Annotated in this window: 12 protein-coding genes; 8 read left to right on the plus strand and 4 right to left on the minus strand. The window is 67.9% G+C overall.

Features of this window, described 5'->3' with window-relative positions; translation table 11 throughout:
• Window positions 1-497, plus strand: a 497-nt coding sequence (locus tag BV908_RS11835) for a 2-oxo acid dehydrogenase subunit E2 (protein ID WP_210434020.1), incomplete at its 5' end; no start/stop codon positions are given.
• A 16-nt stretch (window positions 498-513) separates the two neighbouring features.
• Window positions 514-2373 (plus strand): dihydrolipoyl dehydrogenase, encoded by a 1860-nt coding sequence (lpdA, locus tag BV908_RS11840; protein ID WP_103738236.1) that lies wholly within the window; start codon window positions 514-516, stop codon window positions 2371-2373.
• 134 nt (window positions 2374-2507) lie between these two features.
• Here lpdA and BV908_RS11845 read toward each other — a convergent pair whose 3' ends face one another.
• A complete protein-coding gene (locus BV908_RS11845) occupies window positions 2508-2822 on the minus strand; it encodes a DUF2322 family protein (protein ID WP_103738237.1) in 315 nt (104 codons plus the stop codon).
• A gap of 123 nt (window positions 2823-2945) precedes the next feature.
• Here BV908_RS11845 and BV908_RS11850 point away from each other — a divergent pair, with 123 nt between their 5' ends.
• Both BV908_RS11850 and BV908_RS11855 read left to right on the plus strand, forming a co-directional pair.
• Window positions 2946-3905, plus strand: coding sequence for a class I SAM-dependent methyltransferase (locus BV908_RS11850; protein WP_103738238.1), 960 nt, complete (start codon window positions 2946-2948; stop codon window positions 3903-3905).
• A 63-nt stretch (window positions 3906-3968) separates the two neighbouring features.
• On the plus strand, window positions 3969-4856 hold the full coding sequence (locus tag BV908_RS11855) for an NAD(P)-dependent oxidoreductase (RefSeq protein WP_103738239.1): 888 nt from the start codon (window positions 3969-3971) through the stop codon (window positions 4854-4856).
• Window positions 4857-4951: 95 nt separating this feature from the next.
• Here BV908_RS11855 and BV908_RS11860 read toward each other — a convergent pair whose 3' ends face one another.
• Complete coding sequence (locus BV908_RS11860) at window positions 4952-5431, minus strand: EVE domain-containing protein (RefSeq protein ID WP_015913211.1); 480 nt, start codon at window positions 5429-5431, stop codon at window positions 4952-4954.
• A gap of 134 nt (window positions 5432-5565) precedes the next feature.
• The gene (locus tag BV908_RS11865) at window positions 5566-6144 is read right to left on the minus strand and encodes a C40 family peptidase (protein WP_047351460.1); all 579 of its coding nucleotides are present in this window, start codon (window positions 6142-6144) and stop codon (window positions 5566-5568) included.
• 303 nt (window positions 6145-6447) lie between these two features.
• On the opposite strand from BV908_RS11865, the gene mdtD reads away from it, so the two are divergent.
• The gene (gene mdtD, locus BV908_RS11870) at window positions 6448-7884 is read left to right on the plus strand and encodes a multidrug transporter subunit MdtD (protein ID WP_103738240.1); all 1437 of its coding nucleotides are present in this window, start codon (window positions 6448-6450) and stop codon (window positions 7882-7884) included.
• A 120-nt stretch (window positions 7885-8004) separates the two neighbouring features.
• On the opposite strand, the gene BV908_RS11875 is transcribed toward mdtD, so the two are convergent.
• Window positions 8005-9873 carry an ABC transporter ATP-binding protein gene (locus BV908_RS11875; RefSeq protein ID WP_281631031.1) on the minus strand — a complete coding sequence of 623 codons (1869 nt, stop codon included), beginning with the start codon at window positions 9871-9873 and terminating at the stop codon, window positions 8005-8007.
• A gap of 171 nt (window positions 9874-10044) precedes the next feature.
• Between BV908_RS11875 and BV908_RS11880 the strand changes: the two genes are divergently transcribed.
• The 3 genes from BV908_RS11880 to smc all read left to right on the plus strand — a co-directional run bounded on the left by BV908_RS11880 (window position 10045) and on the right by smc (window position 17255).
• Window positions 10045-13188 carry an EAL domain-containing protein gene (locus tag BV908_RS11880; protein ID WP_103738241.1) on the plus strand — a complete coding sequence of 1048 codons (3144 nt, stop codon included), beginning with the start codon at window positions 10045-10047 and terminating at the stop codon, window positions 13186-13188.
• Between the two features lie 35 nt (window positions 13189-13223).
• Window positions 13224-13556 carry a YnfA family protein gene (locus BV908_RS11885; RefSeq protein WP_011805330.1) on the plus strand — a complete coding sequence of 111 codons (333 nt, stop codon included), beginning with the start codon at window positions 13224-13226 and terminating at the stop codon, window positions 13554-13556.
• A gap of 174 nt (window positions 13557-13730) precedes the next feature.
• Window positions 13731-17255, plus strand: coding sequence for a chromosome segregation protein SMC (gene smc / locus BV908_RS11890; protein ID WP_103738242.1), 3525 nt, complete (start codon window positions 13731-13733; stop codon window positions 17253-17255).
• The last annotated feature ends 9 nt before the right edge of the window (window positions 17256-17264 follow it).

A 17264-nucleotide genomic window follows, 5' to 3' on the forward strand; every position in this document is an offset into this window, starting at 1 on the left:
TCAAGGCCGTGGTCGCGGCGCTGAAGAAGTTCCCCGAGTTCAACGCCAGCCTGGACGGCGACGCGCTGGTCTACAAGCAGTACTTCCACATCGGCTTTGCGGCCGACACGCCCAACGGCCTGGTGGTGCCCGTGCTAAAAGATGCCGACAAGAAGGGCATCCTGCAGATCAGCGCCGAGATGGCCGAGCTGGCCAAGAAGGCCCGCGACGGCAAGCTGGGTGCGGCCGACATGCAGGGCGGCAGCATGTCGATCAGCTCGCTGGGCGGCATTGGCGGCACGCATTTCACCCCCATCATCAATGCGCCCGAGGTGGCCATCCTCGGCCTGTCCAAGAGCCAGATGAAGCCCGTGTGGGACGGCCAGCAGTTCGTGCCGCGCCTTACGCTGCCGCTGAGCCTGTCGTACGACCACCGCGTGATCGACGGCGCCTCTGCCGCGCGCTTCAACGCCTACCTGGGCCAGGTGTTGGCGGACTACCGCCGCATCCTGCTGTAAGGACGGAGCACAACATATGGCAATCATCGACATCAAGGTGCCCGACATCGGCGACTTCGCCGAGGTGGGCGTGATCGAAGTGCTGGTGCAGCCGGGCGACACCATCCGGGCCGAGCAGAGCCTGGTCACCGTGGAGTCCGACAAGGCCTCCATGGAGATTCCCAGCAGCCACGCCGGGGTGGTCAAGGAGCTCAAGGTCAAGCTGGGCGACAAGGTGGCCGAGGGTTCCGTGCTGCTGACGCTGGAAGTGGCGCAGGGAGCGGCGGCGCCGGCTGCGGCCCCTGCCGCGGCGAGCACGCCCAGCGCACCGCCATCTGAGTCAAAACCGGCTCCAGCGCACGCTGCTCAAGCGCCAGCAGCTCCTAAAACCGAAGCGGCCAGCTTCGGCGGCAGTGCCGACGTGGAGTGCGATGTGCTGGTGCTGGGCGGCGGCCCCGGCGGTTACAGCGCCGCCTTCCGCGCGGCCGACCTGGGCCTGAACGTGGTGCTGGTCGAGCGCTACGCCACCCTGGGCGGCGTGTGCCTGAACGTGGGCTGCATTCCCTCCAAGGCGCTGCTGCACGTGGCCGCGGTGATGGACGAGGTGAGCCACCTGAAGAGCGCCGGCATCGACTTCGGCGCGCCGCAGGTCAACATCGACACCCTGCGCGGCCACAAGGAAAAGGTCATCGGCAAGCTGACCGGCGGGCTGGCGCAGATGGCCAAGATGCGCAAGGTGACCGTGCTGCGCGGCTACGGCCACTTCGTCGGCGCCAACCACCTGGAGGTGGAGGAAACCACCGGCACCAGCCAGGACAAGACCGGCGCCAAGAAGGTGGTGGCGTTCAAGCGCGCCATCATCGCCGCCGGCAGCCAGGCCGTGCGCCTGCCGTTCATGCCCGACGATCCGCGCGTGGTGGATTCCACCGGCGCGCTGGCGCTCAAGGACGTGCCCAAACGCATGCTGATCCTGGGCGGCGGCATCATCGGCCTGGAAATGGGCACGGTGTACAGCACGCTGGGCGCGCGCCTGGACGTGGTGGAGATGCTGGACGGCCTGATGCAGGGCGCCGACCGCGACCTGGTCAAGGTGTGGCAGAAGATGAACCAGCACCGTTTCGACAACGTGATGCTGAATACCAAGACCGTGGCCGCCGAGGCCACGCCCGAGGGCATCAAGGTGAGCTTCGCGCCCGCCAAGGACGGCGTCGCGGTGCCCGAGCCCCAGGTGTACGACCTGGTGCTGCAGGCCGTGGGCCGCACCCCCAACGGCAAGAAGATCGCCGCCGACAAGGCTGGCGTCGCCGTGACGGACCGCGGCTTCATCAACGTCGACATCCAGATGCGCACCAACGTGCCGCACATCTTCGCCATCGGCGACATCGTGGGCCAGCCCATGCTGGCGCACAAGGCGGTGCACGAGGCGCACGTGGCGGCCGAGGTCATCGCCGGCGAACTGCAGGGCAACAAGGAACTGGCAAGCGCCGCCTTCAACGCCCGCGTGATCCCGAGCGTGGCCTATACCGACCCCGAAGTGGCCTGGGTGGGTCTGACCGAGGACCAGGCCAAGGCGCAGGGCATCAAGGTCAAGAAGGGCCTGTTCCCCTGGGCGGCCAGCGGCCGCGCCATCGCCAACGGCCGTGACGAGGGCTTTACCAAGCTGCTGTTCGACGACAGCCCCGAGGCGCACGGCCACGGCCGCATCCTGGGCGGCGGCATGGTCGGCACGCATGCGGGCGACATGATCGGCGAGATCGCCCTGGCCATCGAGATGGGCGCCGACGCGGTGGACATCGGCAAGACCATCCACCCGCACCCCACGCTGGGCGAGAGCATCGGCATGGCGGCGGAGATTGCCCACGGCAGTTGCACGGACGTGCCGCCGCAGCGCAGGTAAAGGCCACGGCCGTAGCAAAAAAGGCAGCCTCTGGCTGCCTTTTTTATGCTTTTGATAGCGCCTGGCGCTTGCTGTGCAAGGGCTGGAGGCGTTTTTGAGTATGAGGTGCTGGGTTGGCGAGTGTGCATGGCAGCTCAGGCCTGCACCAGTGCCACGCGGTAGCCCTGGCCCGTCGCGACCACCTGCAGCAGCCGGTCGATGTTGGGATGGCTGCCGGGATGCTGGCGGGCATCGGCGGTGTGTTCGGCGAACAGTTCCAGGCCTTCCTGCGCCGCGGCGACGGTGATGCCGCCGTGCTTGGCGGCCAGCGCGGCGTACACGGTCAGTGAGCCCGTCTTACCCGGCTGGTTGGGAATGGTGGCCACCACCTGGCCGGCGTCGTCCAGCAGTTGCAGGGCTGCCAGGTGGGCAATGGAGGGCAATTGGCGCAGGTTGTCAGCGAAGGTCATGCAAAAGCCTTGAACGGAGCGGATGAAACCGTGACGATAACGTAAAAACCATAGCTGTTAGCGCTGGCACAATCTGCGTTAGAGGGCATGTTGATGCCTGTTTTTCTTTGCGCCCGACCCCTCATGCAAGCCCTGCTCGACGCCATCGCCACCCTCACTCCGCCCGTTGAGGCCTGCCGCATCTTCCATGGGCGTGGCGGGCGGTTTCCCGGCAGCGAGCAGTGGACGCTGGATGCCTATCCACCCGTGCTGGTGCTCACCAGCTTCGCCCCGGTGACGGACGACGCACTCGCCACCATCGACGGCGCCCTGCGCGCGCGCTGGCAGCAGGTGGCGCCAGGGCAGCCGCTGAACTGGGTGTTCCAGCACCGCGGTGAGGCGCTGCGCATCGAGGGCCGCAGCGATACGCGGCTGATGGCGGGCGAGGTGCCCGAGCCGCATGTGGTCACCGAGGATGGCGCACGCCTGCGCGTCCAGGTGCTGCGCGGGCAGAACCACGGGTTGTTCCTGGACATGGCCGAAGGGCGTCGCTGGGTGCGCGCGCATGTGGCGAACCACCGCGCACGCACCGGACGCGGCGCTCGGGTGCTCAACCTGTTCGCCTATACCTGTGCGTTCTCGGTTGCCGCGCTGCAGGCGGGCGCGGCGGAGGTGGTGAATGTGGACATGAGCCGGGGTGCCATAGCCACCGGGCAGCAGAACCACCAGCTCAACGGGTTGGGCGCCGGTGCCCGCTTTCTGGCGCATGACATCTTCAGCTCGTGGGGCAAGATCACGCGCAGCGGGCCGTACGACCTGGTGATCGTGGATCCGCCGTCCTACCAGAAGGGCAGCTTCGTCGCGACCAAGGACTATGCGCGGCTCATGCGGCGCCTGCCGGAACTGCTGATACCGCGCGGCCACGCCCTGCTGTGCCTGAACGCGCCGGAGCTGGGGATGGAGTTTCTCTGCGAGCAGATGCGATCCCAGGCGCCTTCGCTGGCGTTCGTGGAACGCGTTCCCAACCCGGCGGTGTTCGCCGATGTGGACGAGGAGCGGTCGCTGAAGGTACTGGTTTTCCGGGATACGGCGGCGGTGGGTTGAAGGGGCTCCGCGCGCCACAATGCGGTGGACACCGCTTCCCACCCACCGGTTGAAACGCAGCACATGAACACCCCTCGCATCGGACTGATCGGCGTAGGCCTGATGGGCCACGGCATTGCCATGAATATCGCCCGCAAGGGCTATGCGCTGACGGTGCTGGAGCACCCTGGCAACCAGCCCCTGGATGCACTGCGCGCCCAGGGCGTGGCCTGCGCCGCATCGGTGCATGAACTGATGCGACAGGTGCAGGTGCTCATCCTGTGCGTGACGGGATCGCCCCAGGTAGAGGCGGTGCTGCTGGGCGAGGAGGGCACCTTGGCCGCCCTGCAGCCCGGCACCGTGGTGATCGACTGCTCCACGGCCATTCCCTCGTCCACCGAATCCGTCGCCCGCGCCGTGGCGGCGGCCGGAGGGCGGTTCCTGGATGCGCCGATGACCCGCACCCCCAAGGAGGCCGCCGAGGGCCGGCTGAACCTGCTGGTGGGCGGCGAGGCCGCACTGCTCGACGAAGTGCGCCCGGTGCTGCAGTGCTTTGCCGAGAACATCACGCATACCGGTGCCGTGGGCAGCGGCCACCGCATGAAGCTGCTGCACAACTATGTGTCGCTGGGCAGCGTGGCGCTGATCGCGGAGGCTGCCGCGTGCGCGCTGGCGGCCGACGTGGCGCCGCAGGTGTTCCTGGATGTTCTCGCCAAGGGCGGCGGCGGCGGCGTGGCGCTGGAGCGCCTGCGGCCCTACCTGCTGCAGCAGGACCCCTCTGGGCTGCGCTTCTTCATGTCCAACGCGCTCAAGGACATGGGCTACTACACCGCCATGGCGCACGACGGCGGCGCGGCCGATGGCATTGCCCAGGCCGTGCACGACACCTTTGCCGCCGCCGTTGCCGAGGGTGGGCCGCAGGCGCTGGTGCCGGAGCTGGTAGCGCTGCTGCGCGCCAAGGGGACGGGTTGATGAAGGTTGGACTTCTGGCGGGGATTCCCTCTTCCCGCCTCCAGTCCTCCCGCCTCCAGCCTGTCGATGCGTGACGGGGACACCCGCGCGGCCCGCTAGTCTGCCGCGAGCACCTGCGTGATGAAGGTCCACTCCTGCGGCTGCAGCGGCGTGATCGACAACCGGTTGCCTCGCTGCAGTACGCGCATCGACGCTAATTCGGGATGGGCGCGCAGTTCCGCCAGGCCAATGAGCCGTGTCTTGCGCACGGCTTGCACGTCCCGCAGCAGCCACCGGGGTTTCTCAAGGGGTGACTTGGGGTCGTAGTAAGGGGATTCAGGGTCGAACTGCGTGGGGTCGGGGCGTACGCCCGAGGCTATGCGTGCAATGCCGGCGATACCGGGTGCAGGGCAGCTTGAGTGGTAGAAGAGCACGCCATCCCCCACCTGCATCTCGTCGCGCATGAAGTTGCGCGCCTGGTAATTGCGCACGCCGGTCCAGGGCACGGTGGCGCCCGGAGCGCCCAATGCATCGTCAATGGAGCATTCGTCGGGCTCCGATTTCATGAGCCAAAAGCGCGTCGTGGGTGTGGTCATGGCTGGAAGGACTCAGGACACCTGTGTGGCTTGCACACCGTCACCCCATGTGCAGGCACTGAAAACGCTGGCCCGGTGCGTAGCTACTTACCGCCATTACTACAGCAGTGCCGGACAGGGTGCCGGCCCCGGTCTCAGTTGGCGGCCGGAGCGCGCGCGGAAATGGCCATGGCGGCAGTGTCTTCGTCCGTGGTCACACGCCGTGCACCGTTGAAGCGCCGCTGCCAGTAGGAAGCGCCCATGTCTTCCACGCGCACCTGCGCACCGGAGCGCGGGGCATGGATGAACTTGCCGTCGCCCACGTAGATGCCTACGTGGCTGAACGCGCGGCGCATGGTGTTGAAGAACACCAGGTCGCCGGGCTGCAGGTCTTTTTTGTCGATGACTTCGGTGGCGGCGGCCTGCTCGTTGGCGCGGCGTGGAAGCACCATGCCCTTGGCCTGCTCATAGATGGCGCGCACGAAGCCGCTGCAATCAAAACCCGTCTCGGCACTGCTGCCACCCCGGCGGTATGGCACGCCGATGAAGCCCATGGCGGTGGAAATCAGGGAGGAGGTGCGGTCTGCCACGTTGTGCTGAACGTCCTGTAACTGGACGAGCAGGCTGCGGTCAATGCTGGCTGCAGGGGTGGCGGCTGCCCGCTCTACCTCGGGGGAGGGAGCGGCGTAGGCATTCGAGCAAAGCAGCAGCAGCAGGCACAACCGACGAAACATGGGGCGCGAGGGTACCACGGCATGACGGGAAATCTGCCGACAAGTGATAGTAAATAGTTGATTTACGTGGATTTTCATGAACGTGCCCGCGGCGATAGGCAACGTCTTGCTGGGTTTTGCCCGGTGATGGGGTGCACTGCCTTTCGCATGCCGGCCACTCACCATCTCGGGAAAACGCTTCTACTTTGATAGCGGTTCGTGTTTGGTGGACAGGGCCCAACACCGTTTTGACGGATATGACCAGCGCATCAGTCCGCAAACGGGCCCCAATGGCACACTTTGGCCTTCTTTTCTGAGCCCGCCATGGGCGATTTCATGACGCGTGGACCTGTTTCCCCCACTTCGCGCCAGCCGCTGCTGTGGCTGGTCGCCCTGGGCTTTTTCATGCAGACGCTGGACGCCACCATCGTCAACACGGCCTTGCCGGCCATGGCGCGCGACCTGGGCGAGAGCCCGCTGCAGATGCACTCGGTGATCGTGGCGTATTCGCTGGCCATGGCGGTGCTGATTCCGGCGTCGGGCTGGCTGGCGGACCGTTTCGGCACGCGGCGGGTGTTCATGTCGGCGATCGCGTTGTTCGTGCTCGGCTCAGTGTTGTGCGCGCTGTCGTCCACGCTGCCGCTGCTGGTGGGCGCGCGCGTGGTCCAGGGGCTGGGCGGTGCGCTGCTGCTGCCCGTGGGGCGGCTGGCGGTGCTGCGGGCGTTTCCGCGCGACGAGTTCATCCGCGCCATGAGCTTCGTGGCGATTCCCGGGTTGGTGGGGCCGCTGATCGGGCCGACCCTGGGCGGCTGGATGGTGGAGTACGCCTCCTGGCATTGGATCTTCTGGGTCAATGTGCCCGTGGGGCTGGTGGGCTTGATGGCCGCGCGGCGCTTCATGGCGGCGGGAGAGGTGCTGGCCGTGCGTGGATTCGACGCCGTGGGTTATGGCCTGCTGGCCTTTGGCATGGCGGCCGTGTCGCTGGCGGTGGAGGGCATGGCCGGCGGTGGTGCGCGCAGCGCGTCGTCGCTGGTGATGATGATCTTTGGCCTGGCCAGTCTGGCGGCCTACTGGCTGCATGCGCTGCGCAGCGATGCGCCGCTGTTTGTGCCGGGGTTGTTCGCGGTGCGCACGCTGCGTGTGGGGCTGCTGGGCAACCTGTTTTCGCGGCTGGGCAGCTCGTGCATGCCCTTCATGATCCCGCTGGTGCTGCAGGTCAGCCTGGGCTACGCACCCATGCAGGCGGGCATGATGATGCTGCCCACGGTGCTGGGCAGCATGGCCGTGAAACCTGCGGTCACCTTCATGGTGCGGCGCTGGGGCTATCGCGAGGTGCTGGTGGTCAATACCTGCGCGCTGGCGTTGCTCATCGCCAGCTTCTGCCTGATCACGCCCGGCCAGCCCCCGTGGCTGCTGATGGTGCAGCTGGCGGCGTTTGGTGGCGTGAACTCCATGCAGTTCTCGGCCATGAACACGGTCACGCTCAAGGACCTGGACACGGGTCATGCCAGCAGCGGCAACAGCCTGCTGTCCATGGTGCAGATGCTGGCCATGGGCATGGGGGTGGCGGCTGCCGGGGCGGTGCTGGCGAGCTTCCAGGGCTACTTTGGCGCCGCAGATGCGCAGGACACGCTCCACGCGTTCCGCGCCACGTTTGCCTGCATGGGTGTGCTGACGCTGGCGGCCACGGCGCTGTTCCTGCAGTTGCCGCCGCACGAGCCGCAGCGCCCCCATCCCCTGGGCCCCGAGGAGCAGAGCTGAACCGGGACTCGTCGGTCTCTTGTGCTATTGTTATAAGAGCTGTTGGCGCTTGCCAGTATTGCCTCGGAGGCCTATTTCTATCCCGATTGCCATGATCGTGCGCGGCCGATCCTGTATCGCTCAGGCCTCGTCCGGGTCCTGTCCCATGAAGCCGCCGCTCTGGTGCGTCCACAGCCGCGCATAGACACCCCCTTGCGCCAGCAGCTGTGCGTGCGTGCCTTCCTCGACGATGCGGCCGGCGTCCAGCACGATGAGCCGGTCCATGGCGGCGATGGTGGACAGGCGGTGCGCGATGGCGATCACCGTCTTGCCCTGCATCAGTCCGTCCAGGCTCTGCTGGATGGCGGCCTCCACCTCGGAGTCCAGCGCGCTGGTGGCCTCGTCCAGCAGCAGGATCGGGGCGTCCTTGAGCATCACGCGCGCGATCGCCACGCGCTGGCGCTGCCCGCCCGAGAGCTTGACGCCGCGCTCGCCCACCTGGGCGTCGTAGCCGCGGCGGCCCTGCAGGTCGGTCAGCTCGTCGATGAATTGCGCGGCCTTGGCGCGTTCGGCAGCCAGGCGCATGTCTTCCTCGGAGGCATCGGGGCGGCCGTACAGGATGTTGTCGCGCATTGATCGGTGCAGCAGCGAAGTGTCCTGCGTGACCATGCCGATCGCTTGGCGCAGGCTGTCCTGCGTGACGTGGGCGATGTCCTGCCCGTCCACCAGAATGCGTCCGCCCTGCACGTCATGAAAGCGCAGCAGCAGGTTGACCAGCGTGGACTTGCCCGCGCCGGATCGGCCGATCAGCCCGATGCGCTCGCCTGGGCGGATGGTGAGGTTCAGCCCGTCGATCACTGCCGCGCCGTCGCGGTAGCCGAAGCGCACGTTCTCAAACTGCACCTCGCCACGCGTGACCTGCAACGGGCGGGCATCGGGCGCATCCACCACCGTGCGCGGGCGGGTGAGGGTGTTGATGCCGTCCTGGATGGTGCCCACGCTCTCGAACAGCGTGGTCATCTCCCACATCACCCAGTGGGCGTGGCCTGAAACGCGCAGTGCCATGGCGGTCACCGCGGCCACCGCGCCGGCGCCTACCTCGCCCCGTGACCACAGCCATAGCGCCGTGCCGCAGGCACCGAGGATCATGCCCACCACCAGGGCGTGGTTCACGATCTCGAAGCGGCTGACCAGCCGCATCTGTGCGTAGCCCGTGGTCTTGAACGCGTCCATCGCCGCGCGGGCAAACTCGGCCTCGCGCCGCGTGTGCGAGAACAGCTTCACCGTGGCGATGTTGGTGTAAGCGTCCGTCACGCGGCCGGTCATGACGGAGCGCGCGTCGGCCTGGGCCTTGCTCACCTGGCCCAGGCGTGGCACGAAGTACCAGCACGCGGCCGCGTAGCACAGCGCCCACGCAAGAAAGGGCAGCAGCAGCCGCCATTCAAAGCCGCCCGCCAGTGCCAGGATGGTGACCAGGTAGACGCCCATGCCGATCGCCACGTCGCAGGTGGTAAAGATCATGTCGCGCACGGCCAGCGCGGTCTGCATGATCTTGGTGGTGATGCGGCCCGCGAACTCGTCTGCATAGAACGCCATGCTTTGGCCCAGCATCAGCCGGTGGAAGTTCCAACGCAGGCGCAGCGGGAAGTTGATGGCCAGCACCTGGTGGCGCACGGTGGTCTGCAGCGCCACTATGCCAATGCTGGCGACCAGCACCGCAGCCACCCCGGCGAGCAGCGTGCCGCGCTCGGCCCAGAAGCGCTCGGGCGCAGTGGCGGCGATCCAGTCCACCACCCGTCCCAGCACGGCAAACAGCAGCGCCTCGTAGATGGCCACCACGGCAGACAGGGCGGCCATGGCCCCGACATAGCCGCGCAGGCCGCGCGTGCTGGCCCACACGAAGGCGAGGAACCCGGCGGGCGGCACGGTCGGCTCGGCCGCAGGGTACGGGGGGACACGATTTTCGAACAACCGAAACAACACGATGGCGGACACTCCTGATGCGGCCATGGTACGGGCCGGCGGCTGGCGACGCCGGCGTGGGGAATTGCGCAGGCGCCGCAGCCGCGCGGTCGCAGCAGACGTTGGCGGTGTCTGTTGCCCCCGCACGGGTAAATGCCGCTATGCTCTGCGGCGAGGCGGCGTCCTATCACCCGTTGTCCTCCCTGTCCATCTGCCCGCATGCCGACATCCCACGCACAGCGCTCGTTCCCCTGGCACTGGCTCCCCGGAGCGGCCGTGGCGCTGGCCGGTTGCGCGGCAAGCTACGCGCTGTACCACCAGCAGCAGTCCTCCATGCAGGCCATCGCGCGGGTGCGTTTCGAGCAGGAGGCCCGGCTGTTCGCCGAGACGCTGCAGCGGCGCATGGAATCCCACGCGGATTTGCTGCAGGGCATGCGCGGCCTGCTGACGGTGAATCCGCAGCTGCGGCGCGCCGACTTCGAGCGCGTGGCGCGTGAGCTGGATCTGCAGCATTACCACCCCGGCGTGAAGAACATCAACTTTACGCGGTACGTGCCCGGCCCCCGGCGGGCGGCCTTCGAAGAGCAGGCGCGCTCCGACCCGCATCTGGACGGCGACCTGCCGCGGGATTTCGCCATCCATCCACAGGCCGTATTGCCCGACTATTTCGTGGTGGACTACCTCTGGCCCCAGGGGGGCAACAGCGGCGTGCAAGGGTTGGAGATCCATTCCCAGCCGGCGAACCTCGAAGCCATGCGCCGTGCGCGCGACACCGGCGGGCTGGTCGCCTCCGCGCCGTTCGAGCTGCACCAGGAAACCGAGCACCGCACGGGCGTCATCATCCGCATGCCGGTGTTTGCCGAGCCGGCGGCCGGACAGGCGGGGCCGGCGCGCTTCCTGGGGGCGGTGGGCGTGAGCCTGCGCATCTACGACATCGTGCATGCCGTGCGCACCGCGGGCAACATGCAGGGCCTGGCGCTGCGCATGGCGGACGTGGGCCCCTTCAACAGCGAGGTGCCTGCTCCGCCGCAATCCCTCTTTGAATCGGAGACGCGCGTCGGCACCTCTGCCATGGAATATGAGCAAAGCGTGCGCGTAGGCGGAAGGCGCTGGAGCCTGCAGTTCCAGCCCGTCGTGCCGTTCCTCTCGCCGCAGGAGTCGCGCCTGCCCTGGCTGCTGGGCTCTGGCGGTCTGTTGGTGACCGCACTGCTCACCGCGCTGGTATCCATGCTGGTGCTGCGGCGGTCGCAGGCACTGGACCATGCCAAGGAGACCGATACGGCCTTGCGCGAAAGCGAGGCGCGCCTGCGCGCCGTGTTCAACCAGGCCGCGGTGGGCATCGCCCAGACCGACTCGCGCACCGGCCGCCTGGTGCGCATGAACCAGAAGTTCTGCGACCTGCTGGGCTACAGCGCGCAGGAACTGCAGCAGATGCGCTTTCAGGACTTCAGCGAGCCCAGCGACCTGGCCGCGGACCTGGAGCAATTGCAGCGGATGCTGGCCGGTGAGCTGAGCGAATACCGCATGGAAAAGCGCTACCGCCGCAAGGACGGCAGCGAGGTGTGGGTGGACCTCATGGTCTCGCCGCTGCGCCTGGAAGGCCAGCCCGAGCACCATCTTGCGGTGGTGCAGGACATCAGCAAGCGCAAGCACATGGAGCAGGTGCTGCGCCAGAGCGAGGAGCACCTGCGTAACATCCTGAACCACATGCCCGTGGGCGTGAACCAGGTGCAGGACGGCAAGATCGTGTTCCGCAACGACCGTCATGTCCAGATCTGCGGCTACGACATACGCGAGGCGCCCGACGTGGACACCTGGTGGCGCCTGGTAATGCCCGACGCACACCAACGCGAGCATGCGCGCGAGGCATGGCACGCCGCATGCACGGCGGCGCTGGAGAACCCCGACGGTGCCATCCGTACCGTGGAATGCGTGATCACCGCCAAGTCGGGCGTGCGCCGCGCGGTCGAGCTGTCCGGCATGATCCTGGGTGACTCGCACATCGTCACCATGGTGGACCAGAGCCAGCGCAAGGCGGCCGAGGAAGAGGTGCGCTACCTGGCCTACAACGATCCGCTCACCGGCCTGCCCAACCGCCGCCTGCTGCTGGACCGCCTGGAGCAGGCGCTGGCCATGAGCGCCCGCCATCAGCTGTGCGGCGCGGTGATGATGCTGGACCTGGACAACTTCAAGACCATCAACGAGACGCAAGGCCCCGACATGGGTGACCGCCTGCTGCGCGAGGTGGCCCGGCGGTTGCGCGACTGCGTGCCCGAGGACGAAACCCTGGCGCGCCACGGCGGCGACGAGTTCGTCGTGGTGCTCAAGGACCTGGGCGCCGACCCGCAGGAGGCAGCCAACCGCGCCGAGGAGATGGGCCAGACGATCCTGGCGGCCATTCGCGCGCCCTTCGACATCGACGGTCAGCAGCACCACACGGCGCTCAGCGTGGGCATCGCCATCTTCCGCGGGGTGCGCGAATCGGCGGACGAGCTGCTCAAGCGCAGCGACCTTGCCATGTACGAGGCCAAGGCCGCCGGGCGCGATACGCTGCGCTTTTTCGATCCACAGATGCAGGCTGCGGTGTCCGAACGCGCGGCGCTGGAGGCGGACCTGCGCGCCGGACTGGATGCGGGGCAGTTAGAACTGTTCTACCAGCCCAAGGTGGACCAGGGCCGCATCACGGGCGCCGAGGCGCTGGTACGCTGGCGCCACCCGGACAGGGGCTTCATCTCGCCAGCGGAATTCATTCCCTTGGCGGAAGAAAGCGGACTGATCCTGCGCGTGGGCGAGTGGGTGATGCGCAGCGCCTGCGCACAGCTGGCGCAGTGGAGCGCGCACCCCGTGCTGGGTGAGCTCACCGTCGCGGTGAACGTGAGCCCGCGCCAGTTCCACGAGGGTAGCTTCGTGCCCCAGGTGCTGGAGGCGCTGGCCGCCTCGGGCGCCGACGCGCGCCGCCTGCGGCTGGAACTGACCGAGGGCATGCTGCTGCAGGACGTGGAGGACACCATCGCCAAGATGGTGCAGTTGCGTGGCTACGGCGTGGGCTTCTCGCTGGACGACTTCGGCACTGGCTACTCGTCGCTGGCCTACCTCAAGCGCCTGCCCCTGCACGAACTGAAGATCGACAAGAGCTTCGTGCGCGACGTGCTCACCGACCCCAACGATGCCGTGATCGCACGCACGATCGTCGCCCTGGGCACCAGCCTGGGCCTGCGGGTGGTGGCCGAGGGCGTTGAGACCGAGGCGCAGCGCGCCTTTCTGGAGCGCAACGGCTGCCACGCCTGGCAGGGCTATCTGCTCAGCCCACCGCTGCAGGCCGCGGCGTTCGAGGCCTTGGTGCTGAAGCGGGCCGGCGTCTGATCGCTGCGGCCTTCTTTTCCATCACGCATTCACGCATGCTGCCCTTCAAGACCCTGGCCCTGTTCCTGCTCACTGCCGTGGCGGAGATCGTCGGTTGCTATCTGCCCTGGTTGTGGTTGCGCCAGGGGCGCAGCGCCTGGCTGCTGGTGCCGGCGGCCGCCAGCCTGGCGCTGTTTGCCTGGCTGCTCACGCTGCATCCGGCGGCCACGGGGCGTGTGTACGCGGCCTACGGCGGCGTGTATGTGGCCGTGGCGCTGGTCTGGCTGTGGACGGTGGACGGCGTGCGCCCCGGCCCATGGGACTGGCTGGGCGTGGCCGTCACGCTGTGCGGCATGGCCATCATTGCCTTCGCCCCGCGTGGGGGCTGAGCTGCCGTAGGATGCTCTCGTAAGAATAGCTGCTGGCGCTTGCTGGGTAAGCGCTAGAGGCCTTTTTTGCTTGCAATCGAACGATGCCCGGCTGGGCATGGGGCCGACACGAGCGCCACGGTATGATTCCGGTCTTTCCTGCACCTGCGAACCGCCCTGTCCAACGCCTGACCCGTGCGTCTTAACTCGATCAAACTCGCCGGCTTCAAGTCGTTTGCCGAGCCCACCAACTTCATGCTGCCGGGGCAACTCGTGGGCGTGGTGGGCCCCAACGGTTGCGGCAAGTCCAACATCATGGACGCCGTGCGCTGGGTGCTGGGCGAGAGCAAGGCCAGCGAGCTGCGCGGCGAGAGCATGCAGGACGTGATCTTCAACGGCACCACCAGCCGCAAGCCGGCCAGCCGTTCCAGCGTGGAGCTGACGTTCGACAACAGCGACCACCGCGCGGGCGGGCAGTGGAACCAGTTCACCGAGATTGCCGTCAAGCGCGTACTCACGCGCGACGGCACCAGCAGCTACTTCATCAACAACCAGCCGGTGCGTCGCCGCGACGTGCAGGACGTGTTCCTGGGCACGGGCCTGGGCCCGCGCGCCTACGCCATCATCGGCCAGGGCACGATCAGCCGCATCATCGAAAGTCGCCCCGAGGAACTGCGCCTGTTCCTTGAAGAAGCCGCGGGCGTGTCCAAGTACAAGGAGCGCCGGCGCGAGACCGAGAACCGCCTGTCCGACACGCGGGAGAACCTCACGCGGGTGGAGGACATCCTGCGCGAACTCAATGCCAACCTCGACAAGCTGGAAAAGCAGGCCGAGGTGGCCGCGCGCTACAACGCGCTGCAGCAGGACGTGACCCTCAAGCAGCACCAGCTGTGGTTCCTGAAGCGCGCCGAGGCGGAAAGCGAACAGGCCCGCGTGCGCACCGAGGGCCTGGCCGCCGTGAACGACCTGGAGTCGCGCATGGCCGACCTGCGCCATGTGGAGGCCGACCTGGAGACCATCCGCCAGGCGCACTACGAGGCGGGCGACAAGGTCAACCAGGCACAGGGGCGCCTCTATGAGGCCACGGCCGAGGTCGGCAAGCTGGAAGCCGAGATCCGCTACGTGGTCGAGGGCCGCCAGCGCGTGGAGCAGCGCCTGGTGCAACTGGCCGAGCAGATCGCCCAGTGGTCCGCGCGCAAGGAAGAGGCTGAAGCGGAAGTCGAAAGCATCGAAGGCGCCGGCATGAATGCCGAGGAGCAGGCCGAGATCCTGGCCGCACAGGTCGAGGAGCAGGCGACACGCCTGCCCGAGCTGGAAGACGCCCTGCGCCAGAGCCAGCAGCGCAGCGACGAGCAGCGCGCCGCCGTGGCGCAGGTGCAGCAGCAGATCCAGGTGCTGGCGGCCGAGCAGCGCAGCCTGGACGAGCAAAGCCGCCAACTGGAGGCGCGCCTGGAGCGCCTGCGCACCGACCGCAATGCCCTGGCTGCGCCCGACGAGGCGCGCCTGGCCAACCTGCGCCAGCAGTTGCAGCAGGCCGAGGAGGGCGCCGAGATGGCCGAGGCGCGCCTGGCCGAGCTGCAGGACAGCGTGCCCCAGCTCGACGAGGACCGCCGCGCGCGCCAGCAGGTCGTGAACCAGGAAACGGTCCGGCAGGCCGACCTGTCCGCGCGGCTGGAAGCGCTCAAGGCCTTGCAGGAAAAGGTCAAGGTGGACGGCAAGCTCCAGCCCTGGCTGGCCAAGCACGGGTTGGAAGGGCTGCAGGGACTGTGGAGCCGCATCCACATCGAACCCGGCTGGGAGAACGCGCTGGAGGCCGCGCTGCGCGAGCGCCTGGCCGCGCTGCCCGTGGGCCGGCTGGACATGGTGCGCGGCTTCCTGGGCGCGGGCGGGCAGGATGCGCCTCCGGCGCGGCTGGCTTTCTACAGCGCGCCGTCTGCGCCCGCGCCCGAAGCCCCCGCTGGTTCATCACGCTTGTCGGATCTGCTGCGCGTGCACGACGCCGGGCTGCACGCCGTGCTCGTGGACTGGCTGCAGGGCTGCTACACCGCGCAGACGCTGGACGATGCGCTGAACCGCCGCGCGCAGTTGCAGCCGGGCGAGGCCATCTATGTGGCAGCGGGCCATGCCGTGGGCGCGCACAGCGTGAGTTTTTATGCGCAGGACTCCGAGCAGTCCGGCCTGCTGGCCCGGGCGCAGGAGATCGAACACCTGGAGAAGGAGCTGCGTGCCCAGGCATTGATCGCCGAGGAGGCGCGCACGGCGCTGGTGCGTGCCGAGAGCCTGTACGCCGACGCGGCGCAGCGCCTGGTGGCCGCGCGCCGCGAGGCCAGCGAGGCCCAAGGCCGCGCGCACGAGCTGCAGGTCGAGACCCTGCGCCTGTCGCAACTGGCCGAGCAGACCCGGGCGCGCAGCGAGCAGATTGGCGCCGATCTGTCCGAGGTCGAGGCGCAGTTGGGCGACCTGCAGGAGCGCCGCGTCACCGCGGAGGCGCGTTTTGAAGAACTGGACATGCAACTGGCCGACAGCCAGGAGCGCCACGCTCAGCTGGGCGACCGTGTGATCGAGGCCGAGCGCCGCCTGGCCGAATGCCGTGAGCAGCAGCGCGCGCTGGAGCGCCAGGCGCAGGAGGCCCAGTTCTCCCAGCGCAGCCTGCAGGCCCGGCGTGCCGAGCTGGCGCGCACCATCGACACCGCGGCCACCCAGGCACGCGCGTTGCACGATGAGCGCCAGCGCGCGCAGGACGAGCTTTCGCGCCTGTCCGATGCCGCCGCCCAGGGCGGCCTGCAGCAGGCGCTGGACCTGAAGATCGAGCGCGAAAAAGACCTGGCCGCCCAGCGCAGCCGGTACGACGACCTGACGGCGCGGCTGCGCGCCAGCGACGAACTGCGCATGCAGAACGAGCGCACGCTGGAGCCCCTGCGCGCACGCATCACGGAGTTCCAGCTCAAGGAGCAGGCGGCGCGCCTGGGCCTGGAGCAGTACAGCACGCTGCTGGCGGACGCGCAGGCCGACCTGGCGGCGGTGGAGCGCTCCATCCAGGACGGTGGCGTGCGCATGGCGGGGTTGCAGGGCGAGATCGACCGCCTGCACCGCGAGATCACGGCGCTGGGCGCGGTGAACCTGGCCGCGCTGGAGGAGTTGCAGCTCGCGCGCGAGCGCAAGGGCTTCCTGGACGCGCAGACCGAAGACCTGACGCTGGCCATGACCACGCTGGAGGACGCCATCCGCAAGATCGACGGCGAGACGCGCACCCTGCTGTCGGGCACCTTCGAGACCGTCAACGGGCACTTCGGCCGCATGTTCCCCGAACTGTTCGGCGGCGGCCAGGCCAAGCTCATCATGACGGGTGACGAGATCCTCGACTCCGGCGTGCAGGTCATGGCCCAGCCGCCGGGCAAGAAGAACCAGACCATCCACCTGCTGTCGGGCGGCGAGAAAGCACTCACCGCGATCGCGCTGGTGTTCGCCATCTTCCAGCTCAACCCCGCTCCGTTCTGCCTGCTGGACGAAGTGGACGCACCGCTGGATGATGCCAACACCGAGCGGTATGCCAAGCTGGTGTCCAGCATGTCCAAGGGAACGCAGTTCCTCTTCATCAGCCACAACAAGATCGCCATGGAGATGGCCGAGCAACTGATCGGCGTCACCATGCAGGAGCAGGGCGTGTCGCGCATCGTGGCCGTGGACATGGAGTCCGCGCTGTCCATGGCCGAGGCCTGACCCCGTATT

Origin of the sequence: Diaphorobacter sp. LR2014-1, from assembly GCF_002916785.1 — a bacterium.
In the GTDB taxonomy this organism is placed as follows: Bacteria; Pseudomonadota; Gammaproteobacteria; order Burkholderiales; family Burkholderiaceae_C; genus Diaphorobacter; species Diaphorobacter nitroreducens.

Bases quoted from the DNA above. Each gene is read 5' to 3' on its own strand.
- BV908_RS11885 (WP_011805330.1), top strand. From the start codon at position 13,224: ATGCTGCCCTTCAAGACCCTGGCCCTGTTCCTGCTCACTGCCGTGGCG.
- BV908_RS11850 (WP_103738238.1), top strand. From the start codon at position 2,946: ATGCAAGCCCTGCTCGACGCCATCGCCACCCTCACTCCGCCCGTTGAG.
- BV908_RS11855 (WP_103738239.1), top strand. From the start codon at position 3,969: ATGAACACCCCTCGCATCGGACTGATCGGCGTAGGCCTGATGGGCCAC.
- lpdA (WP_103738236.1), top strand. From the start codon at position 514: ATGGCAATCATCGACATCAAGGTGCCCGACATCGGCGACTTCGCCGAG.
- BV908_RS11865 (WP_047351460.1), bottom strand. From the start codon at position 6,144: ATGTTTCGTCGGTTGTGCCTGCTGCTGCTGCTTTGCTCGAATGCCTAC.
- BV908_RS11875 (WP_281631031.1), bottom strand. From the start codon at position 9,873: ATGGCCGCATCAGGAGTGTCCGCCATCGTGTTGTTTCGGTTGTTCGAA.
- BV908_RS11845 (WP_103738237.1), bottom strand. From the start codon at position 2,822: ATGACCTTCGCTGACAACCTGCGCCAATTGCCCTCCATTGCCCACCTG.
- BV908_RS11860 (WP_015913211.1), bottom strand. From the start codon at position 5,431: ATGACCACACCCACGACGCGCTTTTGGCTCATGAAATCGGAGCCCGAC.
- BV908_RS11880 (WP_103738241.1), top strand. From the start codon at position 10,045: ATGCCGACATCCCACGCACAGCGCTCGTTCCCCTGGCACTGGCTCCCC.
- mdtD (WP_103738240.1), top strand. From the start codon at position 6,448: ATGGGCGATTTCATGACGCGTGGACCTGTTTCCCCCACTTCGCGCCAG.